This is a genomic window from Pseudomonas sp. B21-012 (genome assembly GCF_024749305.1).
GTDB lineage: Bacteria > Pseudomonadota > Gammaproteobacteria > Pseudomonadales > Pseudomonadaceae > Aquipseudomonas.
In genome coordinates, this window is sequence record NZ_CP087197.1 from 140,474 (window position 1) to 166,968 (window position 26,495).

At 61.3% G+C, this 26,495-nt stretch carries 9 protein-coding genes; 5 read left to right on the forward strand and 4 right to left on the reverse strand.

Translation table 11 applies throughout. The annotated features are described in order from the left end of the window. Positions 1-395 precede the first annotated feature (395 nt). Entirely contained in the window at positions 396-983 is a 588-nt protein-coding gene (locus tag LOY37_RS00660) for a thioesterase domain-containing protein (RefSeq protein WP_123564717.1), read from the reverse strand. 77 nt (positions 984-1,060) lie between these two features. Continuing rightward, a complete protein-coding gene (locus LOY37_RS00665) occupies positions 1,061-1,753 on the reverse strand; it encodes a GntR family transcriptional regulator (RefSeq protein ID WP_045197932.1) in 693 nt (230 codons plus the stop codon). 311 nt (positions 1,754-2,064) lie between these two features. Here LOY37_RS00665 and lapG point away from each other — a divergent pair, with 311 nt between their 5' ends. Both lapG and lapD read left to right on the forward strand, forming a co-directional pair. Continuing rightward, complete coding sequence (gene lapG, locus LOY37_RS00670; protein WP_093377486.1) at positions 2,065-2,757, forward strand: cysteine protease LapG; 693 nt, start codon at positions 2,065-2,067, stop codon at positions 2,755-2,757. A 10-nt stretch (positions 2,758-2,767) separates the two neighbouring features. Next, positions 2,768-4,714 carry a cyclic di-GMP receptor LapD gene (lapD, locus tag LOY37_RS00675; RefSeq protein WP_123564718.1) on the forward strand — a complete coding sequence of 649 codons (1,947 nt, stop codon included), beginning with the start codon at positions 2,768-2,770 and terminating at the stop codon, positions 4,712-4,714. A gap of 36 nt (positions 4,715-4,750) precedes the next feature. Here the strand turns inward: lapD and LOY37_RS00680 are convergent, their stop codons facing one another. Continuing rightward, the gene (locus LOY37_RS00680) at positions 4,751-5,095 is read right to left on the reverse strand and encodes a hypothetical protein (protein ID WP_045197926.1); all 345 of its coding nucleotides are present in this window, start codon (positions 5,093-5,095) and stop codon (positions 4,751-4,753) included. A gap of 158 nt (positions 5,096-5,253) precedes the next feature. Then, positions 5,254-21,204 (reverse strand): retention module-containing protein, encoded by a 15,951-nt coding sequence (locus LOY37_RS00685; RefSeq protein WP_258716121.1) that lies wholly within the window; start codon positions 21,202-21,204, stop codon positions 5,254-5,256. Between the two features lie 347 nt (positions 21,205-21,551). Between LOY37_RS00685 and LOY37_RS00690 the strand changes: the two genes are divergently transcribed. The 3 genes from LOY37_RS00690 to LOY37_RS00700 are packed head-to-tail and all read left to right on the forward strand — an operon-like array spanning position 21,552 to position 26,451. After that, positions 21,552-22,889, forward strand: coding sequence for a TolC family outer membrane protein (locus LOY37_RS00690; RefSeq protein WP_258716122.1), 1,338 nt, complete (start codon positions 21,552-21,554; stop codon positions 22,887-22,889). A gap of 42 nt (positions 22,890-22,931) precedes the next feature. Continuing rightward, entirely contained in the window at positions 22,932-25,088 is a 2,157-nt protein-coding gene (locus LOY37_RS00695; RefSeq protein WP_045201708.1) for a type I secretion system permease/ATPase, read from the forward strand. 1 nt (position 25,089) lies between these two features. Next, positions 25,090-26,451, forward strand: a complete 1,362-nt coding sequence (locus LOY37_RS00700; RefSeq protein ID WP_176794307.1) for an HlyD family type I secretion periplasmic adaptor subunit — start codon at positions 25,090-25,092, stop codon at positions 26,449-26,451. Positions 26,452-26,495 lie beyond the last annotated feature (44 nt).

Here is a 26,495-nt window from a genome sequence, read left to right on the forward strand (position 1 = left end):
TTATATTTGTAGTGATTGTTTTTAAAGTGTAAGTGGGCGGAATAAAACTTTTATAGTTAGTTTTATTGGCATGTAAGTGCTCCTTCCGGCAACCAAGTGTCAGAATTGAAACTGCATGAGTGAATGCCTCACTCGGAGCACTGAAACAATAAAAGTCGGACCTGGTTGACTCTTGAGGGCAGCTGATCGATATCGGTCCTTGCCCGGCGCGCGGCTCCTTCTACAGGTGTGCGATAAGCAGACGACCTGGCCCGCCTGAGGGCGATCAGCGGTCGCTGCGCGGGTAAGAGTGTGCCGAAAATGCAAGAGCCGCCATGGCTGGCTGAAACAGCAAGAGACAAATCAGCGGCGCGGGCGCGCCCTTGGAGGGCAGGGTATCCCTGCGTTTGCAGGGCTCAGAGGCTGAGCAGGCCCAGGTGGGTGTTGATGATTTGAATCAGCCGCTGGTTGAGTTGCGGCGCATCGCCCGCGGCGTCGGGCAGTTCGATCAGCTCGATCTCCCGGCCGCTGTGGTCGTGCCAGCCGAGCATGCGCGGCAGCGATCCTGACGGATACAGCGCAGTGACCGGCACGCTGAGCCCGGCGGCCGCTTCGGCCGGGTCTGCCTGCGGGCTGTCGCTGGTGGCGACAAACAGGTGGCGGGTTTGCCCCGGGTGCAGTTGCTCGGTGTGCCGGGCCAGAGCCAGGGCCAATTGCGCCCCGGCACCCTGGCCGAACAAGGCGTGGGGTTTACGCAGGTACACCTGCAAGCGCTCGATCAGCGAGTCGATCAGGGTGGGGTTGCCGTGCAAGGGCAGTGAACGGATCGGGTCGCCGTAGGCCAGCACGTTGACGGTCACCAGTTCGATATGGTCGTTGAGCGCCACCGACCAGGCACGGTACTGGCTCAGATGATCCTGGCTGCAGGCAAGGCAGATCAGGCGGATCTGCGGCGGCTGGGCAGAGCCCGATACGGTTCTGCGCTGAAGTGTAGGAGCGTGCACTGCCTTTCCTTTCGCTCAAGGGGTGCCCCGAGCGCAATAGCTGCCAATGGCCGGGATTGCCGGCGATGGCGGTGGGTTCACTCTGCCGGTGGTCTGTTCAGGTAGGCCTTGATCGCTTTTGCCCCGTTGTTCAGGTGGCGCTCGAGAATCCTGATGGCATCTTCAACCGACTTGTCGTTTGCGGCGTCCACCAGCCCGATGTGATCGTCCTGGGTCAGCTTGCCCAGGCCCATCGATGACAGGTGGAAGCGCAGGAAGCGCTCTTCTTCGTTGAGCTCGTTTTCAATCAGGCGCAGCAGCTTCTGGTTCGGTGCCTTGCTGTACAGGCTCATGTGGAACAGGCGGTTGAGGCGCCCGATCTCGGCATGCCGGGTTTCGGTTTCAAGCTGGGTGATGTAGTTGCGCGCCCGGGCAATGTCGTCGGCATCGAGCAGCGGGATCGACTGGCGTAGTGCTTCGGACTCCAGAATGACCCGCAAGGCATAGGTATCGACGGCGTCTTCGCCGATCAATGGCGCAACCACCGCGCCCTTGTGCGCCACCACCTGCAACAGCGATTGCGCTTCGAGCTGGCGCAAGGCCTCGCGGACCGGCATGCGGCTGACACCGAACAAGGTTGCCAGCTCCTGTTGGCGCAAGGCCAGCCCAGGGGGCAGGCGGCCATCGAGGATGGCACTGCGCAGCCGCTCTTCAATCACGCTACGCGCCAGGTGTGGCGGCACTTGTTCGCCACCCAGGATTTCGCTCAGGGGTCTGGTTTTTCCGGCCACGCTGTTTTTGCCTGAAGTCGAAGTGAAATAATTGGATCCAATATCCAGCAACACTAGTTAGGGGAGGGATACTTGTCAAATAGCGGCGTTCGCCAACCCTTATTTATTAAGTAAACAGCAATCAACGGCCGCGCGCTTGCTATCGTGAAGGAAGTTTTTGTTCAAGGGAAGCCGGGTTGCAGCCCTCGCCAGACAGGGGGTTGCCCGTGGTCAACGGATTGCTGGCGCAATGATTGTAAGGTGCCATTGTTTTTTCCGGGTCGAGGCCGCACCATCGGCGTTTTTCCACAGGTCTGCGCGGATTATTCGCATTGGCGATACGTTGGGCTGTTCAATTGACCCTGCGCCGGCTCGGCCTGGCCGTGGTGCTCGGCTGCCTGTTACTGGGCGGCCTGCACGCGGATTGGGACTTCTCCCAGATCAGCCGCCGTGCCCAGTCGTTGTATGGCCCGCTGGGGCCTGGCCAGGACCGCATTGATGCCTGGCAGAACCTGCTGGCGACCCAGAAGCAGGGCAGCGAGGCCGAACGCCTGAAAGTGGTCAACCAGTTCTTCAACCAGCAGCTGCGCTATGTCGAAGACATCGACCTGTGGCGCGAAGTGGACTACTGGGCAACCCCGGTACAGTCACTGATCAAGGGCGCCGGTGACTGCGAAGACTATGCTATCGCCAAGTACTTCAGCCTGCGGCGCCTCGGGGTTCCGGCAGAAAAACTGCGCATTACCTACGTCAAGGCCCTGCGCCAGAACCGCGCGCACATGGTCCTGACCTATTATTCAAGCCCGGAGGCCATGCCGTTGGTACTCGACAGCCTGATCGATGCGATCAAGCCCGCCAGCCAGCGTCCTGACCTGCTGCCGGTGTATTCCTTCAACGGTGAAGGCCTGTGGCTGACCGGTGCGGGTGGTAACAAGAAGGTCGGCGACACCAAGCGCTTGTCGCGCTGGCAGGATCTATTGAAGAAGATGCAGGCCGAAGGCTTCCCCGCCGAGCCGGCTTACTGAAGGAGCACAGATGTCACTGTTCAAACAATTGCTGCTTGCCATCTGCCTGTTCCTGGTAGTCGCCTTCAGCGGCAGCTTCATGGTCAGCCTGGAGAGCTCACGCAGCCAGTACGTCAACCAGTTGCGCTCCCATGCCCAGGACGCCGCCACGGCGCTGGCGCTGTCGCTGACGCCGAACATCGACGACCCGGCGATGGTCGAGCTGATGGTCAGCTCGATCTTCGACAGTGGTTACTATTCGAGCATCAAGGTCATCGACACGGCGTCCAACGCCCTGCTGGTCGAGCGCCACGCCGAACCCGACCCCAACGGTGTGCCGGCCTGGTTCATCCGCCTGATCGGCCTGGAGGCGGCCGGTGGCGATGCCATCGTCAGCCGCGGCTGGCAGCAGGCGGCGCGGGTCGAGGTGGTCAGCCATCCGATGTTCGCCCTGGCCAAGCTCTGGCAGAGTGCGCTGGGCAGCCTCGGCTGGCTGTTGCTGTGTGGCGCCCTGAGTGCGGTGCTTGGCGCCTTGCTGCTGCGTCGCCAGCTCAAGCCGCTGGACTACATGGTGGCGCAGTCCCACGCCATTGCCCGGCGTGAGTTCCTCAGCCTGCCGGATTTGCCGCGTACCCCTGAGCTGCGCCGGGTTGTGCAGGCCATGAACCAGATGGTCGAAAAGCTCAAGGCGCTTTTCCAGGAGCAGGCCGAGCGCAGTGAAAAGCTGCGGGTCGAGTCGTATCAGGACAGCCTCACCGGCCTTGCCAACCGCCGCTATTTCGAGATGCAGCTCAACGCCTTGGTCAGCAACCTCGAAGAGGCGCGCCCGGGCTACCTGCTGTTGCTGCGGGTCAAGGACCTGGCCGGGCTCAACCAGCGCCTGGGCGGCCAGCGAACCGACCAGTTGCTACAGGCGGTCGGCCAGCAACTGCAACGCACTTGCGCCAACTACCCGGAAACCAACAACCTGATCACCCGCAGCCGCGGCGGCGAATTTGCCGTGCTGGCGCCGGGGCTGGTGCACGAAGAGGCGATCCAGCTGGCCCAGGCCCTGGAAGTGACCCTGCAGAGCCTGGCCGACACCGGCGCCAGCGATGTCACCCCGGTTGCCTGCATCGGCATGGCGCCCTACAGCCCGGGCGACGATCCGCAGGCCTTGCTCAAGCTCGCCGACGAGGCCCTGGCCCGCGCCGAGAGCCAGCTGGAGCCGGGCTGGGTGTGCCTGGAGCAAGGCACCGCGCCGCAAGCCGCCGATACCCACCACGCCTGGCATTCCTTGCTGGATGAAGCACTGCAGCAAGGGCGTTTCCAGTTGTTTTTCCAGCCGGTAGTGGCCTGTGAAGCGCCGGAGCGCGTGTTGCATTACAAGGTCATTTCGCGGGTGCTCGATACCCAGGGCCAGGCCATTGCCGCCGGGCGCTTCCTGCCGTGGCTGGAGCGTTTTGGCTGGTCGGCGCGGCTCGATGTGCTGATGCTTGAGCAAGTGCTCAAGCACATGCACAGCCACAAGGAAGCCCTGGCGCTGAACCTGTCGGCCGCAACCCTGGCTGACCCCAAGGCATTGCAGCGGGTCTATGACCTGCTTGCCCAGAACGCTGTGCTCGGCCCGCGCCTGACCCTGGAGATCGGCGAAGAGCAACTGCCGGAACAGGCCGTGCTCGAGCAACTCACCCGGCGCCTGCGGGCCCTGGGCTTCAGCCTCAGCCTGCAGCGCTTTGGTGGGCGCTTCAGCATGATCGGCAACCTGGCGCACCTGGGCCTGGCCTACCTCAAGATCGATGGCAGTTACATTCGCGCCATCGACCACGAACGGCACAAACGCCTGTTCATTGAAGCGATCCAGCGCGCAGCGCACAGCATCGACTTGCCGCTGATCGCCGAGCGGGTCGAGACTGAAGGTGAGCTCAAGGTATTGCGCGAGATGGGTATTCAGGGCGTTCAGGGACGCCTGGTCGGCGAGCCGGCACCCTGGCGTTGAAGCAGGACGTGCAGGCCCGCAACGGGCCTGCAGCGGTCAGATCAGGCCGCCGTTTTCTTCACTGTCGTCGATCAGGTTGGTCAGCCCGCCCAGCACCTGGCGGGCATTGGAGCGGCTGAGCAGTTTGGCCTGGGCGCCGGGCGGCAGGTCGGTGATGCTGATCACGCCTTTGGTGGTCAGCACTTCGATCAAGTCCTCAAGCACCCGGATCATGTCCAGGTCACTCTGTTTGAGCTGCTTGAGGCTGTTCTCGACCACGTCGTCGGCAAACCACTCCTGGACCTCGGCATGGTCGGCCGGGAGCATCTCCGTGTATTCGGCGTAGGGTGCGGCCTCTACCCGGACCAGTTGGCCCTGTGCATCGCGTTGCACGTAGAACATGGGGTATCCCTCTGAATGTCAGTCCGTATCCGCAGTCAGCAGCATAGGCCAAGCTGGCCGGGCGTCTAGCCCCGGCGAGCGAGTATGCGCTGTGAATACGGTGCAGGCAAAGTCCGCAGCACCGCGCCAGCCCCGGGAGGGCTGGCGCAGGCCGTGGATCAGCTGTTGGAGTGGTCGATCTTGATGGTCGGGTCGGCACCGGTTACCAGCGAGTTGATCGTGGTATTGGCCCAGTTGACGCCTTCCAGCTTGATCGTCACATCGGCATTGGCCAGGCCACCTGTGGCATTGAGCTTGCCTTCGGAGCTGACCTGCAGCGTCGACTCACCGTTGACCGTGGTGATCTTCAGGTAGTTGTCGATGGTGCTGGCCTTCTCGCCCTGGAGCAGGTCGCTCAGGTCCAGACGGTCGCCTTCGGCAGCCTTGAAGTCCTTGATCACGTCCTTGCCGGTGTCGCCGGCCTTCCACACGAAGGTGTCGGCACCGCTGCCACCGATCAGGATGTCATCGCCCTTGCCGCCGATGAGGATGTCGTTGCCTTCACCGCCCAGCAGTGTGTCGTTGCCGGTACCACCGAGCAGGATGTCATTGCCCTTGCCGCCATCGAGGTAGTCGTTGCCACCCTGGCCGAAGAGAATGTCGTTGCCGTCGCCACCGATGAGGATGTCGGCGCCATCGTTGCTGCGCGACACATCGAACTCGCTGACGTGCTCGCTGATGTACTGGTGCAGCACACGGCCATCGACGTCACCCAGGGCTACGCCCAGCTTGCCGGCCACGTAGGCCTGCATGGCCTCGACACCGTTGCCGGCGATCGAGTCGAAGCTGACCAGGTCGCCGAACAGGATGTCGTGGCCGTCGCCGCCGCTGACCGTATCGTTGCCCGGCTTGGTGGCTTCGGTGTGTCCGAGGATCGCCTCGGCCAGCTTGCTCGGGTCGATGTTGGTCTGCGGCTTGCCGTCACTGTCGAACGGCTTGAGGTCGTTGACGTTGACGCCACTGTTGAGGCCGATGGCTTCAACGCTGGACAGCCCGCTGAGGATCTTGAAGCCGTCCAGCGAGTTGTTCCAGGTGTCGTTGCTGGTGCCATTGCCCCAACCGGAACGGCTGGACAGCTCGAAGGTGCCGTCGCCCTGGGCACGAATGGTGCCCGAGGTCGAGGTGTACCAGCTGCCGTAGTACTTGTACTGGGCATTGAGGTTACCGTCGGCGTCGATACTGACCCGGTTGTTGCTGTCCAGCTGGTAGCGGTTCAGCGTGTCCCCTGGCTTGTAGTTGATCGCCTGGAGGAAGCTGTCCAGGGTCCAGCCGGAGTTGGCCAGCTGCGGGTTGCCTTGCTCGTTGGCCTGGTGGAAGGTCGGTTGGCCGTCGGTAATGAAGAACGTCTGGTTGCTACCGGTATTGCCGGCATTCTTCAGGGTCTGGAACCAGTTGGCCGTGGTCTTGAAGGCGTCCTCATAGTTGGTGCCGCCGTCGGAGTACATGGCCTTGAGCGCATCCTTGAGCGCTTGCAGCGAGCCGGCATCGGACAGGTTGACCGAGACTGACTTGTTGACCTGGCTGGAGAAGTCCACCAGCAGGATGTTCACGGTACCCGATTGCGCACCCTTGACGCTGTTGGCCAGGGTGTCGAACACCGACTGCAGGGACTTCTGCGCAGCGTCGACACCGGCGGCTTTCATACTGCCGGAGGTATCGACGATGAACGCCAGGTTGTAGTCCTGCCCCGGTACCACGTGCAGGCCGTTGACGTCGGCGACGACGATGTCGTTGCCGGTGCCAAGCTCGCGGCTATCGTTCTCGGCCGTCAGGTTGCTGGTGGTGTAGGTATCCGGGTAAACGGTGACCTTGATGGTGCCCTGGGTGAAGTCGGTGCTGCCGTTGGCCTTCTCGGTTGCCCGCGAAGTGACGGTCACATCGAACTGGCCCTGGTAGTAGGCTGGCGGCTTGATGCTCAGGCCGTTGAGGTTCCAGCCGGTGACATCGACTTCGCCCTTGCCGACGGTGACAGTGTGGCCGGCGCCATCGCTGAGCACCGAGCCTGCCGGAATACCGCCGAGCTTGACGTTGAGGGTTTCCGAGCCATCGGTGTCGGTGAGGTTGGTGGCGATACCGACCAGCTTGACGGTGCCGTTCTCGGCGCCTTCATTGAGCTTGTAGCCCTGGTAGTAACCCTCGCCGTTGGCACCGTGCAGCTCGCCAACGGTAACGCCGGCGTTGGTCAGCTCGTTCACGCCCGGGTACATCGGGATGTTGGCGTTGCTCAGGTCGACCGGGGTGCTGCCGTTGACCGACAGGTTGACGTCATAGCTGCCCGGGCCGCTCTGGTTGGCGTGGTAGATGTCCAGGGTGTAGTAGCCGCTGATGGTCGGCTTGAACGAACCACTGATCGCACCGCCTGCGCCCCAGGTCGCCTGGGCCACATTCTTGCCGCCGATGGTGATCAGCAGGCTGTCATCGCCGACACCGCTGAAGCTGTAGGTCTTGCCCGCTTCGAGGTAGATCAGGCCGGAGGTCTTCGAGCCCGAACCGCCGACGACGCTGGCGTCCGACTGGGCGTTGGTGACCAGCGAGCTGCTGTTGGCCTTGCCCGAGTTGTCGAACACGGTTTTCAGCGCATCGCCGGTGATGCCGTTGCCGTTGGTGCCCAGGCCGTTGAGGCTGTTCCAGGTCTCTTTGACCAGGCCAATCGAGTTGACGTTGTTGCTGCCGATGTTCAGGTCAGGCTTGTCGGCCACCGGGGTGATATCGACCTTGATGGTGGCTTCGTTGCCCAGGCCCTGGCCGTCGGTTGGCTTGTACTTGATCTGTGCGTAGTCGGCTTCTTTGTTGCCGACGCCGGTGCCGCCGTTGGCATCGATGCCCGATTCGTTGCGATCCGGCACGAACTTCAGCTTGCCAGCGTCGATGTCGGCCTTGCTGAAGACCTTGCCAGCGTCGGCTTCAGTCAGGGTTTTCCAGACGTTGCCATCTTTGTACTGCAGCACGCCGTCGGCAGGCAGTTTGGTGATGGTCAGGCCCAGGTTGGCTGCCGGGGTGTCGGCATCGGTGATGCCGAAGTTGGCCCAGCTCAGCACCAGGTCGGTGTCTTCGGTACCGGTCACGGCGCCGCCCGCGGCAACCGGTGCCTCGTTGCTGACAATGGTGGTGGTGACACTGCCAGCGCTGCCGCTGATCGCCAGGTTCTCGAAGTTGCCGCCAGTGGCCGAGTCGATCTTCACGGTGAAGTTCTCGGCGCTCTCGGCAATGCCGTCACGGATGATCGGCACGCTGAAGGTACCGGTGTTGCTACCGGCCTTGATCACCACGGTGGCCACGCCGGTGTAGTCCGCACCATTGGTGGCGGTACCGGTATAGGTCAGCTTGATGACCACATCGGTTTGCGCCTTGTTGGTCAGGGTCAGGGTGTAGTTGGCCGAGTCACCTTCGGCCACCGAGGTGGTGCCGGTGATGCTGACGGTGGTGGTGTCGATGGTATCGGTCACTTGGGTGACAGCTGGCTGCTTGCTGATTGCCAGGTCTTCGAAGTTGCCACCGCTGGCGCCGGTAATGGTCGCGTTGACACTGCCGGCATCGATGTACACGTCATCCGCTGGCGCAGGCACGCTGGCAGTGCCGGTGGTCTTGCCGGCCTCGATGGTGATCGTCGCACCGTTGCTCAGGGTCACGGTGACCGCGGTCTGCGCCTTGTTGCTCAAGGTCGCGGTGTAGATGATGTTGCCACCTTCGGCAACCGATGGCGTGGCGCTCAGGGTCAGGTTGGTGGTGTCGATGGTGTCGGTGACGCTGGTCACGGCGGACGAGCCGTCGATCTTCAGTTCTTCGAAGTCACCACCGGTGCTGCCAGTGATTTTCGCACTGACGCTACCGGCATCGATGTACACATCATCGCCAGGGGCGGCGATGGTTACCTTGCCCTCGGTCTGGCCCTTGGCAATGGTGATGGTCTCACCGTTGCTCAGGGTCACTTTCATCTCGGTGCCCGCCGGGTTGCTCAGCTTGGCCACGTAAGTGATCGAGCCACCTTCAGCCACGGTCGGCGTCGCGGTCAGGATCAGGCTGGTGGAGTCCTTGGTGCCCGGGCCGTCGGTGACGGTGGTGCTGGTGTTGCCAGTGCTGACCAGTTTCTCGTAGTTGCCACCGGTGGTGCCGGTGATGCTGTTGGTCAGGGTCGGATTGGTGGTGTGCACGTTGTTTGGCGCAACGTAGTCCACGGTGCCGGTGCTGGAACCTACAGGTATGGTGATCTTCTGGCCGTTGGCCAGGCTGATGACCAGGTCGGAGCCGGTTACAGGCGCGCTGACTTTGGCGGTGTAGGTGACCACGCCGCCTTCGACCACGCTGTTGGTGCTGGCGGTCAGGGTCACGGTGCTGGTGTCGATGGTGTCAGTGACGTTGGTCACTGCCGGCACGTTGCTCACGGTCAGCTGTTCGAAATCGCCACCGGTGGTGCTGGTGACGGTCACGCTCAGCTTGCCGGCGTCGATGTAGACATCGTCGCTCGGGGCATCGATGGTGATCTTGCCTTCGGTCTGGCCCTTGGCGATGGTGATGACTTCACCGTTGCTCAAAGTGACCTTCATTTCGGTGCCGGCCGGGTTGGTCAGCTTGGCCACGTAGGTGATCTTGCCGCCTTCAGCCACGGTGTCGGTAGCCGTCAGCGACAGGCCGGTGTTGTCCTTGGTACCCGGGCCATCGGTGACGGTGACGGTGGTGTTGCCGGCGCTATCGAGCTTCTCGTAGTTGCCACCGGTGGTGCCGGTGATGCTGTTGGTCAGGGCTGGGTTGGTGGTGTGTACGTTGTTTGGCGCAACGTAGTCCACGGTGCCGGTGCTGGAACCCACAGGGATGGTGATCTTCTGGCCGTTGGCCAGGCTGATGACCAGGTCGGAACCGGTAACCGGCGCGCTGACTTTGGCGGTGTAGGTGACCACGCCGCCTTCGACCACGCTGTTGGTGCTGGCGGTCAGGGTCACGGTGCTGGTGTCGATGGTGTCTTTGACGTCGGTGACTGCAGGGGTGTTATCCACAGCCAGTTTCTCGAAGTCGCCACCGGTGGTGCCAGTGACCGTCACGCTCAGCTTATCGGCGTCGATGTAGACATCGTCGCTTGGGGCATCGATGGTGATCTTGCCTTCTGTTTGCCCCTTGGCGATGGTGATGACTTCACCGTTGCTCAGGGTGACCTTCATCTCGGTGCCGGCCGGATTGGTCAGCGTCGCGGTGTAAGTGATCGACCCGCCTTCATTGACCGTTGGAGTCGCGGTCAGCTTGAGGCTGGTGGTGTCGTCGGTGCCTGGACCGTCGGTGACGGTGGTCACCGGGTTGCCCGCAGTGTCCAGCTTCTCGTAGTTACCGCCGGTGGTGCCGGTGATGCTGTTGGTCAGGTCTGGGTTTGTGGTGTGCACGTTGTTTGGTGCAACGAAGTCCACGGTGCCGGTGCTTTGGCCGACTGGGATGGTGATCTGTTGGCCGTTGGCCAGGTTGATCACCAGCGCGGAGCCGGTCACTGGAGCAGTGACGGAAGCGGTGTAGGTGACAACGCCGCCTTCGGTCACGCTCGGAGTCGCGGTCAGGGTGACAGTCGAAGTATCGATGGTGTCAGTAACTTCGGTAACGGCTGGGGTGTTATCCACAGCCAGCTTCTCGAAGTCACCACCGGTAGTGCCAGTCACAGTAACGCTGACTTCACCGGCATCGACGTACACGTCATCAGCCGGCGCCGGAAGGGTGATGCTGCCTTCGGTCTGGCCCTTGGCGATGGTGATGACTTCACCATTGCTCAGGGTGACCTTCATTTCGGTGCCAGCCGGATTGGTCAGGGTGGCGGTGTAAACAATCGAACCACCTTCTTCAACCGAGCCAGTCGCAGTCAGCTTGAGACCGGTAGTGTCATCGGTGCCTGGACCATCAGTAACGGTAGTCACCGGATTACCCGCAGTGTCCAGCTTCTCGTAGTTGCCACCGGTGGTGCCGGTGATGCTGTTGGTCAGATCCGGATTGGTGGTGTGCACGTTGTTCGGTGCAACAAAGTCCACGGTACCCGAGCTGGAACCCACAGGGATGGTGATCTGTTGGCCGTTAGCCAAATTGATCACCAGCGCAGAGCCGGTCACCGGAGCGGTGACGGAAGCGGTGTAAGTGACGACGCCACCTTCAGTCACGCTTGGAGTCGCGGTCAGGGTGACGGTCGAAGTGTCGATGGTGTCGGTGACTTCGGTCACGGCCGGGGTGTTATCCACAGCCAGCTTCTCGAAGTCACCACCGGTAGTGCCGGTCACAGTGACACTGACTTCGCCAGCATCGACGTACACGTCATCAGACGGCGCAGGCAGGGTAATGCTGCCTTCGGTCTGGCCCTTGGCGATGGTGATGACTTCACCATTGCTCAGGGTGACTTTCATCTCGGTGCCCGCTGGATTGGTCAGCGTGGCGGTGTAAACAATCGAACCACCTTCTTCAACCGAACCCGTCGCGGTCAGTTTCAGGCCAGTGGTGTCGTCAGTACCTGGACCATCAGTAACGGTAGTAACCGGATTACCAGCAGTGTCCAGCTTCTCGTAGTTGCCGCCGGTGGTGCCGGTGATGCTGTTGGTCAGATCCGGGTTGGTGGTGTGCACGTTGTTCGGTGCAACGAAGTCCACGGTGCCCGAGCTGGAACCCACAGGGATGGTGATCTGTTGGCCGTTGGCCAGGTTGATGACCAGCGCTGAGCCGGTCACCGGAGCGGTGACGGAAGCGGTGTAGGTGACCACGCCACCTTCAGTCACGCTCGGAGTCGCAGTCAGGGTGACAGTCGAAGTATCGATGGTATCGGTGACTTCGGTCACGGCAGCAGCCGGGTCAACTTCGACTTTCTCGAAATCGCCGCCAGTTGTACCGGAGATGGTCACGCTGACTTCGCCAGCATCGATGTACACATCATCGGACGGCGCAGGCAGGGTGATGCTGCCCTCAGTCTGGCCCGCAGCAATAGTGATGACTTCACCATTGCTCAGGGTCACCTTCATTTCGGTGCCCGCCGGGTTGGTCAGCGTGGCGGTGTAAACAATCGAACCACCTTCTTCAACCGAGCCAGTCGCAGTCAGCTTGAGGCTGGTGGTGTCGTCAGTGCCTGGACCGTCGGTGACGGTGGTCACTGGGTTGCCCGCAGTGTCCAGCTTCTCGTAGTTGCCACCGGTGGTGCCGGTGATGCTGTTGGTCAGATCCGGATTGGTGGTGTGCACGTTGTTCGGTGCAACAAAGTCCACGGTACCCGAGCTGGAACCCACAGGGATGGTGATCTGTTGGCCGTTAGCCAAATTGATCACCAGCGCAGAGCCGGTCACCGGAGCGGTGACGGAAGCGGTGTAAGTGACGACGCCACCTTCAGTCACGCTCGGAGTCGCAGTCAGGGTGACAGTCGAAGTATCGATGGTATCGGTGACTTCGGTCACGGCAGCAGCCGGGTCAACTTCGACTTTCTCGAAATCGCCGCCAGTTGTACCGGAGATGGTCACGCTGACTTCACCGGCATCGATGTACACGTCATCCGACGGCGCAGGCAGGGTAATGCTGCCTTCAGTCTGACCCGCAGCGATGGTGATCACTTCACCGTTGCTCAGAGTGACCTTCATTTCGGTGCCAGCCGGATTGGTCAGGGTGGCGGTGTAAACAATCGAACCACCTTCTTCAACCGAGCCAGTCGCAGTCAGCTTGAGACCGGTAGTGTCGTCGGTGCCTGGGCCGTCGGTGACGGTGGTGACCGGGTTGCCGGCAGTATCCAGTTTCTCGTAGTTACCGCCCGAAGTACCGGTGATGCTGTTGGTCAGATCCGGATTGGTGGTGTGCACGTTGTTCGGGGCAACGAAATCCACGGTGCCCGAGCTGGAACCCACAGGGATGGTGATCTGTTGGCCGTTGGCCAGGTTGATGACCAGCGCGGAGCCGGTCACCGGAGCGGTGACGGAAGCGGTGTAAGTGACAACGCCGCCTTCGGTAACGCTTGGAGTAGCGGTCAGAGTGACGGTGCTGGTGTCGATGGTATCGGTGACTTCGGTGACGGCCGGGGTGTTATCCACAGCCAGTTTCTCGAAGTCACCACCGGTAGTGCCGGTCACAGTGACACTGACTTCACCGGCATCGATGTACACGTCATCCGACGGCGCAGGCAGGGTAATGCTGCCTTCAGTCTGACCCGCAGCGATGGTGATCACTTCACCGTTGCTCAGAGTGACCTTCATTTCGGTGCCAGCCGGATTGGTCAGGGTGGCGGTGTAAACAATCGAACCACCTTCTTCAACCGAGCCAGTCGCAGTCAGCTTGAGGCTGGTGGTGTCGTCAGTGCCTGGACCGTCGGTGACGGTGGTCACTGGGTTGCCCGCAGTGTCCAGCTTCTCGTAGTTGCCACCGGTGGTGCCGGTGATGCTGTTGGTCAGATCCGGATTGGTGGTGTGCACGTTGTTCGGTGCAACAAAGTCCACGGTACCCGAGCTGGAACCCACAGGGATGGTGATCTGTTGGCCGTTAGCCAAATTGATCACCAGCGCAGAGCCGGTCACCGGAGCGGTGACGGAAGCGGTGTAAGTGACGACGCCACCTTCAGTCACGCTTGGAGTCGCGGTCAGGGTGACGGTCGAAGTGTCGATGGTGTCAGTCACTTCGGTGACGGCCGGGGTGTTATCCACAGCCAGCTTCTCGAAGTCACCGCCGGTAGTACCGGTGACAGTCACGCTGACTTCGCCCGCGTCGACGTACACGTCGTCTTCCGGCGCCGGAACAGTGATGCTGCCTTCGGTCTGGCCCTTGGCGATGGTGATGACTTCACCATTGCTTAGGGTGACTTTCATTTCGGTGCCAGCTGGATTGGTCAGGGTGGCGGTGTAAACAATCGAACCGCCTTCTTCAACCGAGCCAGTCGCGGTGAGTTTCAGACCGGTAGTGTCATCGGTGCCTGGGCCGTCGGTGACGGTGGTGACCGGGTTGCCGGCAGTGTCCAGCTTCTCGTAGTTACCACCGGTGGTGCCGGTGATGCTGTTGGTCAGGTCCGGGTTGGTGGTGTGCACGTTGTTTGGTGCAACGAAGTCCACGGTACCCGAGCTGGAACCCACAGGGATGGTGATCTGCTGACCGTTGGCCAGAGTGATCACCAGGTTCGAACCAGTGACTGGTGCAGTAACCGAAGCGGTGTAGGTGACAACGCCGCCTTCAGTGACGCTTGGAGTCGCGGTCAGGGTGACGGTGCTGGTGTCGATGGTATCGGTGACTTCAGTCACAGCGGCAGCCGGGTCGACTTCGACTTTCTCGAAGTCACCGCCAGTGGTGCCAGTGATGGTCACGCTGACTTCGCCAGCATCGACGTACACATCGTCTTCCGGCGCGGGAACAGTGATGCTGCCTTCAGTCTGACCCTTGGCGATGGTGATGACTTCACCGTTGCTCAGAGTGACTTTCATCTCGGTGCCCGCCGGGTTGGTCAGGGTGGCGGTGTAAACAATCGAACCGCCTTCTTCAACCGAGCCAGTCGCGGTGAGTTTCAGACCGGTAGTGTCATCGGTGCCTGGGCCATCAGTAACGGTAGTTACCGGATTACCAGCGGTATCCAGCTTCTCGTAGTTACCACCGGTGGTGCTGGTGATGCTGTTGGTCAGGTCCGGATTGGTGGTGTGCACGTTGTTTGGTGCAACGAAGTCCACGGTGCCCGAGCTTTGGCCGACTGGGATGGTGATCTGTTGGCCGTTGGCCAGGTTGATCACCAGCGCGGAGCCGGTCACTGGCGCAGTAACCGAAGCGGTGTAGGTGACGACACCGCCTTCAGTGACGCTTGGGGTAGCGGTCAGGGTGACGGTCGAAGTGTCGATGGTATCGGTGACTTCGGTCACGGCAGCAGCCGGGTCGACTTCGACTTTCTCGAAATCGCCGCCAGTGGTGCCAGTGATGGTCACGCTAACTTCACCGGCATCGACGTACACGTCATCCGCCGGCGCAGGCAGGGTAATGCTGCCTTCGGTCTGGCCTTTGGCGATGGTGATCACTTCACCATTGCTCAGGGTGACTTTCATCTCGGTGCCAGCCGGGTTGGTCAGGGTGGCGGTGTAAACAATCGAACCGCCTTCTTCAACCGAACCCGTCGCGGTGAGTTTTAGACCGGTAGTGTCATCGGTGCCTGGGCCGTCGGTGACGGTGGTGACCGGGTTGCCCGCAGTGTCCAGCTTCTCGTAGTTACCACCGGTGGTGCCGGTGATGCTGTTGGTCAGGTCCGGGTTGGTGGTGTGCACGTTGTTTGGTGCAACGAAGTCCACGGTGCCGGAGCTGGAACCCACAGGGATGGTGATCTGCTGACCGTTGGCCAGGTTGATGACCAACGCAGAGCCGGTCACTGGAGCAGTAACCGAGGCGGTATAGGTAACCACGCCGCCTTCGGTAACGCTTGGAGTCGCGGTCAAAGTGACAGTCGACGTATCGATAGTGTCAGTCACTTCGGTGACGGCTGGAGTGTTATCCACAGCCAGCTTCTCGAAGTCACCGCCGGTAGTACCGGTGACAGTCACGCTGACTTCGCCCGCGTCGACGTACACGTCGTCTTCCGGCGCCGGAACAGTGATGCTGCCTTCGGTCTGGCCTTTGGCGATGGTGATGACTTCACCGTTGCTCAGAGTGACCTTCATTTCGGTGCCAGCCGGGTTGGTCAGCGTGGCGGTGTAGATGATGTCGCCGCCTTCAGCGACGGAGCCGGTGGCAGTCAGCTTGAGACCGGTAGTGTCATCAGTACCAGGGCCATCAGTAACGGTAGTAACCGGATTACCAGCGGTATCCAGCTTCTCGTAGTTACCGCCCGAAGTGCCGGTGATGCTGTTGGTCAGATCCGGGTTGGTGGTGTGCACGTTGTTTGGTGCAACGAAGTCCACGGTACCCGAGCTGGAACCCACAGGGATGGTGATCTGTTGGCCGTTAGCCAAATTGATCACCAGCGCGGAGCCAGTCACTGGCGCAGTCACCGAAGCGGTGTAGGTGACAACGCCGCCTTCAGTCACGCTCGGAGTCGCAGTCAGGGTGACGGTCGAAGTATCGATGGTGTCAGTCACTTCGGTGACGGCCGGAGTGTTATCCACAGCCAGCTTCTCGAAGTCGCCACCGGTGGTACCGGTCACGGTCACGCTGACTTCGCCCGCGTCGACGTACACGTCGTCTTCCGGCGCCGGCAGGGTGATGCTGCCTTCGGTCTGGCCTTTGGCGATGGTGATGACTTCACCGTTGCTCAGAGTGACCTTCATTTCGGTGCCCGCCGGGTTGGTCAGCGTGGCGGTGTAAACAATCGAACCACCTTCTTCAACCGAACCCGTCGCGGTCAGCTTGAGACCGGTAGTGTCATCAGTACCTGGGCCATCAGTAACGGTAGTTACCGGATTACCAGCGGTATCCAGTTTCTCGTAGTTACCACCGGTGGTGCTGGTGATGCTGTTGGTCAGGTCCGGATTGGTGGTGTGCACGTTGTTTGGTGCAACGAAGTCCACGGTACCTGAGCTGGAACCCACAGGAATGGTGATCTGTTGGCCGTTAGCCAAATTGATCACCAGCGCGGAGCCAGTCACTGGCGCAGTAACAGAAGCGGTGTAGGTAACCACGCCGCCTTCGGTAACGCTTGGAGTAGCGGTCAGAGTGACGGTGCTGGTGTCGATGGTGTCAGTCACTTCGGTGACGGCTGGAGTGTTATCCACAGCCAGTTTCTCGAAGTCACCACCGGTAGTGCCAGTCACAGTAACGCTGACTTCACCGGCATCGACGTACACGTCATCAGCCGGCGCCGGCAGGGTGATGCTGCCTTCGGTCTGACCCTTGGCGATGGTGATCACTTCACCATTGCTCAGGGTCACTTTCATCTCGGTGCCGGCTGGATTGGTCAGCGTAGCGGTGTAGATGATGTCGCCGCCTTCAGCGACGGAGCCGGTGGCGGTCAACTTAAGGCCGGTAGTGTCGTCAGTGCCTGGACCATCAGTAACGGTGGTCACCGGATTACCTGCGGTATCCAGCTTCTCGTAGTTACCGCCCGAAGTACCGGTGATGCTGTTGGTCAGATCCGGGTTGGTGGTGTGCACGTTGTTCGGCGCAACGAAGTCCACAGTGCCCGAGCTGGAACCCACAGGGATGGTGATCTGTTGGCCGTTGGCCAGGTTGATGACCAGCGCGGAGCCGGTCACTGGCGCAGTAACGGAAGCGGTGTAGGTAACGACGCCACCTTCAGTGACGCTTGGGGTAGCGGTCAGCGTGACAGTCGAAGTATCGATAGTGTCGGTGACTTCGGTCACGGCTGGGGTGTTATCCACAGCCAGCTTCTCGAAGTCGCCGCCAGTGGTGCCAGTCACGGTCACGCTGACTTCGCCCGCATCAACGTACACGTCGTCTTCTGGCGCTGGAACAGTGATGCTGCCTTCGGTCTGACCTGCTGCGATGGTGATGACTTCACCGTTGCTCAGGGTGACCTTCATCTCGGTGCCCGCCGGGTTGGTCAGCGTGGCGGTGTAGATGATGTCGCCGCCTTCGGCGACGGAGCCGGTGGCAGTGAGTTTCAGGCCAGTGGTGTCATCGGTGCCTGGACCATCGGTAACGGTGGTCACCGGATTACCTGCGGTATCCAGCTTCTCGTAGTTACCACCGGTGGTGCTGGTGATGCTGTTGGTCAGGTCCGGATTGGTGGTGTGCACGTTGTTCGGTGCAACGAAGTCCACGGTGCCCGAGCTGGAACCCACAGGGATGGTGATCTGTTGGCCGTTGGCCAGGTTGATGACCAGCGCGGAGCCGGTCACTGGCGCAGTAACGGAAGCGGTGTAGGTAACGACGCCACCTTCAGTGACGCTTGGGGTAGCGGTCAGCGTGACAGTCGAAGTATCGATAGTGTCGGTGACTTCGGTCACGGCTGGGGTGTTATCCACAGCCAGCTTCTCGAAGTCGCCGCCAGTGGTGCCAGTCACGGTCACGCTGACTTCGCCCGCATCAACGTACACGTCGTCTTCTGGCGCTGGAACAGTGATGCTGCCTTCGGCCTGACCTGCTGCGATGGTGATGACTTCACCGTTGCTCAGGGTGACCTTCATCTCGGTGCCCGCCGGGTTGGTCAGCGTGGCGGTGTAGATGATGTCGCCGCCTTCGGCGACGGAGCCGGTGGCAGTCAGCTTCAGGCCAGTGGTGTCGTCAGTGCCTGGACCATCAGTAACGGTAGTAACCGGATTACCTGCGGTATCCAGCTTCTCGTAGTTACCGCCGGTGGTGCCGGTGATGCTGTTGGTCAGGTCCGGGTTTGTGGTGTGCACGTTGTTTGGTGCAACGAAGTCCACGGTGCCGGAGCTTTGGCCGACTGGGATGGTGATCTGTTGGCCGTTGGCCAGGTTGATCACCAACGCAGAGCCGGTCACTGGCGCAGTGACCGAAGCGGTATAGGTGACGACACCGCCTTCGGTGACGCTTGGGGTAGCGGTCAGAGTGACAGTCGAAGTATCGATGGTGTCAGTCACTTCGGTGACGGCCGGGGTGTTATCCACAGCCAGCTTCTCGAAGTCACCGCCGGTAGTACCGGTGACAGTCACGCTGACTTCGCCCGCGTCGACGTACACGTCGTCTTCCGGCGCCGGAACAGTGATGCTGCCTTCGGTCTGGCCTTTGGCGATGGTGATGACTTCACCATTGCTCAGGGTCACCTTCATCTCGGTGCCGGCTGGGTTGGTCAGTGTGGCGGTGTAAACAATCGAACCACCTTCTTCAACCGAGCCAGTCGCGGTGAGTTTCAGACCGGTAGTGTCGTCAGTGCCTGGGCCATCAGTAACGGTAGTTACCGGATTACCAGCGGTATCCAGCTTCTCGTAATTACCACCGGTGGTACCGGTGATGCTGTTGGTCAGGTCCGGATTGGTGGTGTGCACGTTGTTCGGCGCAACAAACTCAACCGAGCCAGTGCTCTGACCAACAGGAATAGTGATCTGCTGACCATTGGCCAGAGTAATAACCAGCGCAGAGCCAGTCACCGGCGCAGTAACCGAAGCGGTATAAGTAACCACGCCGCCTTCAGCAACACTGCTGTTCGCTGTCAAAGTGACAGTCGAAGTATCAATGGTGTCAGTAACTTGCGTTACAGCCGGAGTGCCATCTACAGCAACTTTTTCGAAGTCGCCGCCAGTGGTGCCGGTAACAGTGACGCTGACTTCACCGGCGTCGATGTAGACATCATCGGCAGGCGCAGCAACGGTAATGCTGCCTTCAGTCTGCCCCGCAGCAATGGTGATCACTTCACCATTGCTCAGGGTCACCTTCATTTCGGTGCCAGCCGGGTTGGTCAGCGTGGCGGTATAAACAATCGAACCACCTTCAGCAACCGAGCCGGTAGCGGTCAGCTTAAGACCGGTAGTGTCGTCAGTACCTGGACCATCAGTAACGGTAGTCACCGGATTACCGGCAGTGTCCAGCTTCTCGTAGTTGCCGCCGGTGGTGCCAGTGATGCTGTTGGTCAGGTCCGGATTGGTAGTGTGCACGTTGTTCGGCGCAACAAACTCAACCGAGCCAGTGCTCTGACCAACAGGAATAGTGATCTGCTGACCATTGGCCAGAGTAATAACCAGCGCAGAGCCAGTCACCGGCGCAGTAACCGAAGCGGTGTAAGTGACCACGCCGCCTTCAGCAACACTGCTGTTCGCGGTCAGGGTGACAGTCGAAGTATCGATGGTGTCGGTAACTTCGGTGACCGCCGGCTGGTTGCTGACCACCAGGTTTTCGAAGTTGCCGCCATCGACCTTGTCGATGCTGACGCTGACGTTGCCGGCATCGACATACACGTCATCGCTCGGCGCCGGCACGGTGACGCTGCCTTCGGTCTGGCCGGCGGCGATGGTGATCACCGCGCCGTTGCTCAGGGTCACGGTCACCGGGGTGCCGGCCGGGTTGGTCAGCGTCGCGGTGTAGATGATCGAGCCGCCTTCGGCGACGCTGCCGGTGGCGTTCAGGCTCAGGCCGGTGTCATCGATCGAGTCGGTGATGGTGGTGACCGCCGGGTTCGGGTTCGGTACCAGGTTCTCGAAGTTGCCACCAGTGGCGCCAGTGATGGTGGTGCTGACACTGCTGCCGTTGTTGTAGACGTCGTTCGGCGGCGTCTGCACATCAACGGTGCCGGTGGTCTGGCCGGCGCCGATGGTGATGGTGCTGCCGTTGGACAGGGTGACGGTCACCGGCGTCTGCGCCGGGTTGGTCAGGGTGGCGGTGTAGGTGATCACGCCGCCCTCGGTGACACTCGGGTTGGCCGTCAGGCTGACCGTGGTGGTGTCGATGGTGTCGGTGATCTGGGTCACTGCCGGGGTGGTGTCCGGGGTGATGATCAGGCCCGCGCCGCCGGTGGTGCCGGTGATGGTCGCGGAGATTTCACTGCCGTCCAGGTACACGGTGTCGTTCGGCGGGATGGTCACGCTGACGCTGCCGCTGGTCTGCCCGGCGCTGATGACGATGACCTGGCCGTTGGACAGGGTCACGGTCAGGTCGGTCAGCGGTGGCTGGCCCAGGGTGGCGGTGTAGATGATTACGCCACCCGCCTCGGTGATCGACGGCGTGGCACTCAGGCTCAGGCCGGATTCGCGCGTAGGCGTGGTGGTGTTGGGGTTGTTGGCATCGTCCAGGCCGCCCAGTTCCTGGGTCGCAGCGCCGGTGGCAAAGCCGATCGGGCCGGTTGGGAAGCCAATGGTCGGGTCGACCGAGCCTGCCGTGGCGTCGAGCATGACGAAGCTATGGCCACCACCGGCCGCGCCGCCGCTACCGGCGGCCGACGGGCCTGCTGCGGTGGCTTCGAGTTCGGTGGTCGGGTCAGCGCCGGCGGCGATGGCCTGCTGCAGCTCTTCGACCGAAGGCGCAGCCTGGGCGGTTGCTGCCGCCAGGTCAGTGCTGCTGTCCGGGGCCTCGGCACTCCACTGGGTGTCACGGCCCAGATCCAGGGTGCGGCCGTCGGCCAGTTCCAGGGTGACGGCGCCGGCCAGGCCAGTGAGCACCTGCTCGCCAGCGAACAGGCGGTCACCTTCGATGAGTACACGTTGAATCCCTTCTGGGGATACGGCGATTACTTGGCCAACAATGCTTTTGACGATGGCAACAACACTGCTCATTGGACTCTCCGGGCTACCCGTTCAATTTGGCTTCCATGCCAGCCGGCGCTGAATTGCCGCTTTCTGATGGAATGTTTCAATAGTATGTTTGGTGCTTTTGACGTCAATATATTGTCGATAACTGTTGGCTATTAAGTTTATGCCAAAGTATTGACCTTCCTGCTGCCATCCTAAACAATCAGCACCGTAATGTCACATTGATATTTGAGCGGCTGCCACTCTTCCTCCGTACGAACCAAGTACCCCTTCGGAAGTTTCCGACATAAGGTCATTCCGGTTGCCATTTTCTAATGCAGCAACGATTTCTGCTGTGATTTGGGACAAGACGTCCCTGGGAAAAAAGTTAAATGCGCGCGTCACTGTTCACTGCTCTTCCTTTCGTCCTCGCCACCAGTTTCGTTCAAGCACAGAGCCTGCCAGAGGCCATGCAGAAAGCCCTCGAGGTACACCCGGAAATCCAGGCCGGGGTTAACAGCCGAATCGCTGCCGATTACCAACTGCGCGCCGCCAAGGGCGGGTACCTGCCACGTGTCGATGTGCTCGCCGGTTATGGCCGTGAAGGTACCGACAGCCCGAGCACCGGCAACCGCTGGGAAACCCTCAACCGTGGTGAGTCGAGCGTGCGCCTGCGGCAGATGGTCTTCGACGGTTTTGCCACCTCGAGTGAAGTTGGCCGTCAGCAAGCCACCGTCAACTCCCGCGCCTACTCGCTGCTGGGCGCCTCCGAGCGCACCGCGTTGACCGTTGCCCAGGTTTACCTGGACGTCCTGACCCGTCGCGAGATGGTCCGCCTGGCAGAAGACAACCTGCGCAGCCACGAACGCATCTATGACCAGATCAAGCTGCGCACTGCCCGTGGTGTCGGCCGCCTGGCCGACCTTGACCAGGCCGAAGCGCGCCTGGCCCAGGCCCGCAACAACCTGATCACCGAGCAGACCAACCTGGCCGATGCCAAGACCAACTACCTGAGCGTGGTCGGTCAGCTGCCGGACGAGTTAAGCAGCCCTGCGCCGTTTGTCGACCTGTTGCCGGCCAACCTCGACGAAGCCCGTCAGCAGATGGTCGAGAGCAGCCCGATCCTGCGTTCGGCAGAGTCCGATATCGCCGCGGCGGAGAAGCAATACGAGGCTGCAAAGTCTACTTTCTATCCGCGTTTTGATGCAGAACTCGGACGGACGGCCGATAACGATCTGGATGGCATGAACGGCCACAACAACGAATGGCAGGCTATGCTGCGTATGAGTTTCAACTTGTATGCCGGCGGCAGTAACAAGGCCGACCTGGAATCCAAGTCGTATCTGACCAACCAGGCGCTGGACATTCGCAACAATGCCTTGCGCCAGCTCAATGAGGAGCTCGGCCTGGCATGGAACGCTATGGACAACGCCAATGCGCAATTGCCGATCGCCCAGCAATACGTCGATCACAGCAACAGTGTGCGCAGCGCCTACCAGAAGCAGTTCAGCCTGGGCGAACGTACCTTGCTAGACTTGCTCGACAGCGAGAATGAACTCTTCACTGCCCAGCGCCGTCTGGCTGAAGTGAAGAACAGCCAAGTGTTTACTCAGTACCGAATCAAAGCGACCATTGGTCAACTGCTCAAGAGCCAGGGTGTTGTCGCACCGATGGCCTCCGTGGTGCAGAACGACCTTAAACCGAAAGTGAACCTGCCAGGCATGAACTGAGGTTCACTGTTATAGCCAACCGCAACCGTTAAGAGAGCCCGCGTGGAATCAGAAGTCAGTCGAGTCCAGCTCAGCCATGATCCACGCAGTCAGCACGACGATCCGTTGCTGGACAGCCTGCTGTCTCTCTGCGTGCTGCACCAGAAGCCCGCCAGCCGGGCCATGCTGACCACCGGCCTGCCGTTGCCGGCCCAGCGCCTGAGCCCGGAGCTGCTGCCGCGTGCGGCGGCCCGTGCCGGCCTGCAGGGGCGCTTGCTGCAACGCAAGCTGGAGCAGATCCCGAGCATCGCCATGCCGGCGATGCTCCTGCTCAAGGACGGTCGCAGCACGGTGTTGCTCGGTTGGGAGAATGAGGACACCGCGCGCCTGTTGCTCAGCGAGAGCGACGGCGGCGAGGTGCACGTCAGCCGCGAAGCGTTGCTGAGCGACTACAGTGGCCGGGTGTTCTTCGCCCAGCCGCAGCACAAGTTCGACGTCAACCACGGCAACCTGATTCCGCGTGCGCGTTCGTGGTTCCGTGACACCCTCAAGCGCAGCCGCTGGCTGTACATCGACGCCATCGCCGCAAGCCTGGTGATCAACCTGATCGCCCTGGCCGCGCCGCTGTTCGTGATGAACGTCTACGACCGCGTGGTGCCCAACCAGGCCACCTCGACCCTGTGGGTCCTGGCCCTGGGGATTTCCGGTGCCTACATCTTCGACCTGATTCTCAAGGGCCTGCGCAGTTTGTGCCTGGACCTGGCCGGGAAGAAGACCGACCTGATCATCTCGGCGACGCTGTTCGAACGCATCGTCGGCATGGCCATGAAGTACCGGCCGGCACGGGTCGGCAGCTTTGCCCAGAACATTCATGAATTCCAGGGCCTGCGCGATTTTCTTGCCTCGCTGACCCTGACCAGCCTCATCGACCTGCCGTTCACCCTGTTGATCCTGCTGGTGATCGCCATCATTGGCGGGCACCTGGTGTGGATTCCGATCATCGCCTTCCCGCTGGCCCTGGGTATCGGCTACGCCCTGCAAAAGCCGCTGGTGGCGACCCTGGAGCGGACCATGGCCCTGGCCTCCGAGCGCCAGTCGAGCCTGATCGAAACCCTCGCCGGGCTCGATGCGGTCAAGGTCAACAACGCCGAAAGCGAACGCCAGTACATGTGGGAGCAGACCATCGGCACCCTCAGCCGCCTCGAGCTGCGGGTCAAGGTGCTCTCGGGCCTGGCGATGAACATCACCCTGCTGATCCAGCAACTGGCCGGCGTGGCGCTGATTTGTGCTGGCGTCTACCAGATCATGGCCGGCAATCTGAGCATGGGCGGCCTGATCGCTTGCTACATGCTCAGTGGCCGGGCCCTCGGCCCACTGGGCCAGCTTTCCGGTTTGTTGACCCGTTACCAGCAAGCCAAGGTGACCATGGTCTCCACCGACCAGATGATGGAGCTGCCGCAAGAGCGCAACTTCGAAGAGCGCCCGCTGAGCCGTCAGGTACTGCAGGGCGCCATCGAGTTTCGCGGCGTCGATTTCACTTATCCCAACCAGCAGAACCTGGCGCTCAAGGGCGTCAATGTGTCGATCCGCCCCGGCGAGAAAATCGGCATCATCGGTCGCAGCGGCTCGGGCAAGAGCTCGCTGGCCAAACTCATCGTCGGCCTCTATGAAGCCGATGCCGGCTCGTTGCTGGTCGATGGCGTCGACATCCGCCAGATCGACGTCAGCGAGTTGCGCCACAACATCGGCTACGTGCCCCAGGACATCCAGCTGCTGGCCGGTACCCTGCGCGACAACCTGGTCAGCGGTGCGCGCTATGTCGAGGACGAAATGGTCCTGCAGGCGGCCGAGCTGTCCGGGGTTCACGAATTCGCCCGGCTGCACCCGCAAGGTTACGAGCTGCAGGTCGGCGAGCGTGGCCAGAATCTTTCCGGTGGCCAGCGGCAGAACGTCGCCCTCGGCCGCGCCTTGTTGCTCAACCCGCAGATCCTGCTGCTCGACGAACCGACCAGCGCCATGGACAACACCGGTGAAGAACGCCTCAAGCAACGCCTGCAAGCGGTTATCGAGAACAAGACCGTGGTCCTGGTGACGCACCGGGCTTCGCTGTTGTCACTGGTCGACCGCCTGATCGTTGTCGATCGCGGGCAGATAGTCGCGGATGGCCCGAAAGCCGCCGTCATGGATGCGCTGAAGAAGGGGCAGATCAGTGTTGCTTAAGATGGATATGGGCCAGATCAAGGACAGCCTGCGCAGGTATTTCAAGGGTTCCGAATCGCTCAGCGGCCAGCCGCTGCCCGAGGTCAACAAGGCGCTGATCGAAGATGCGCCGCGCATCGTGCGCCTGACCATCTGGGGGGTAATCGGTTTCTTCCTGTTCCTCGGGCTCTGGGCCAACTTCGCCATTATCGACGAAGTTACCCGTGGCGAAGGCAAGGCGATTCCGTCGTCGAAACTGCAGAAGATCCAGAACCTGGAAGGCGGCATCGTCGCGCAGATCTACGCCAAAGAAGGCGAGATCGTCGAAGTCGGTGACCCGCTGCTGCGCCTGGACGACACCCGTTTTGTCTCCAACGTCGGCGAGACTGAGGCTGATCGCCTGGCCATGGCCCTGCGCGTCGAGCGCCTGAGCGCCGAGGTTGAAGACCGGCCGCTGAAGATCGACGAAGAAATCCGCAAGGCTGCGCCAAGCCAGGCCGCCAACGAAGAATCCCTGTACCAGAGCCGTCGCCAGCAACTGCAAGACGAAATCGGCGGCCTGCAGGAGCAACTGGTACAGCGCCAGCAAGAGCTGCGCGAGTTCAGTTCCAAGCAGGGCCAGTACCGCAACAGCCTGCAGCTGCTGCGCCAGGAAATCAGCATGTCCGAGCCGCTGGTGGCCCAGGGCGCAATCTCCCAGGTTGAAGTGCTGCGCCTCAAGCGTGCCGAGGTTGAAAACCGCGGCCAGCTGGATGCCACCTCGCTGGCGATCCCGCGGGCCGAATCGGCGATCAAGGAAGTCGAGCGCAAGATCGACGAGACCCGCGGCAAGTTCCGCAGCGAAGCCCTGACCCAGCTTAACGAGGCGCGCACCGACCTGAGCAAGGCCCAGGCCACCGGCAAGGCCCTGGACGACCGGGTCAACCGGACCCTGGTGACCTCGCCGGTGCGCGGTATCGTCAAGCAGCTGCTGGTCAACACCGTTGGCGGTGTAATCCAGCCGGGCAGCGACCTGGTCGAAATCGTCCCGCTGGACGATACCCTGCTGGTCGAAGCGCGCATCCGCCCGCAAGACATCGCCTTCCTGCACCCGGGGCAGGAGGCGATGGTCAAGTTCACCGCCTATGACTTCACCATCTACGGCGGCCTCAAGGCCAAGCTCGAACAGATCGGCGCCGACACCATCACCGACGAAGACAAGAACACCTTCTACGTGATCAAGCTGCGCACCGAACGCAGCCACCTGGGTACCGACGAGAAGCCGCTGTTGATCATCCCGGGGATGGTCGCTTCGGTGGACATCATCACCGGCAAGAAGAGCGTGCTGAGCTACCTGCTCAAGCCGATCATCCGCGCCCGGGCCGAAGCGCTGCGCGAGCGTTGACAGCATCGCGGGGCAAGCCCGCTCCTACAGGGTTGTGTAGGAGC

Excerpts from the sequence above, each read along its gene's own strand:
- LOY37_RS00690 (WP_258716122.1), top strand. The coding sequence starts at position 21,552 with ATGCGCGCGTCACTGTTCACTGCTCTTCCTTTCGTCCTCGCCACCAGT.
- lapD (WP_123564718.1), top strand. The coding sequence starts at position 2,768 with ATGTCACTGTTCAAACAATTGCTGCTTGCCATCTGCCTGTTCCTGGTA.
- LOY37_RS00680 (WP_045197926.1), bottom strand. The coding sequence starts at position 5,095 with ATGTTCTACGTGCAACGCGATGCACAGGGCCAACTGGTCCGGGTAGAG.
- LOY37_RS00685 (WP_258716121.1), bottom strand. The coding sequence starts at position 21,204 with ATGAGCAGTGTTGTTGCCATCGTCAAAAGCATTGTTGGCCAAGTAATC.
- LOY37_RS00700 (WP_176794307.1), top strand. The coding sequence starts at position 25,090 with ATGGATATGGGCCAGATCAAGGACAGCCTGCGCAGGTATTTCAAGGGT.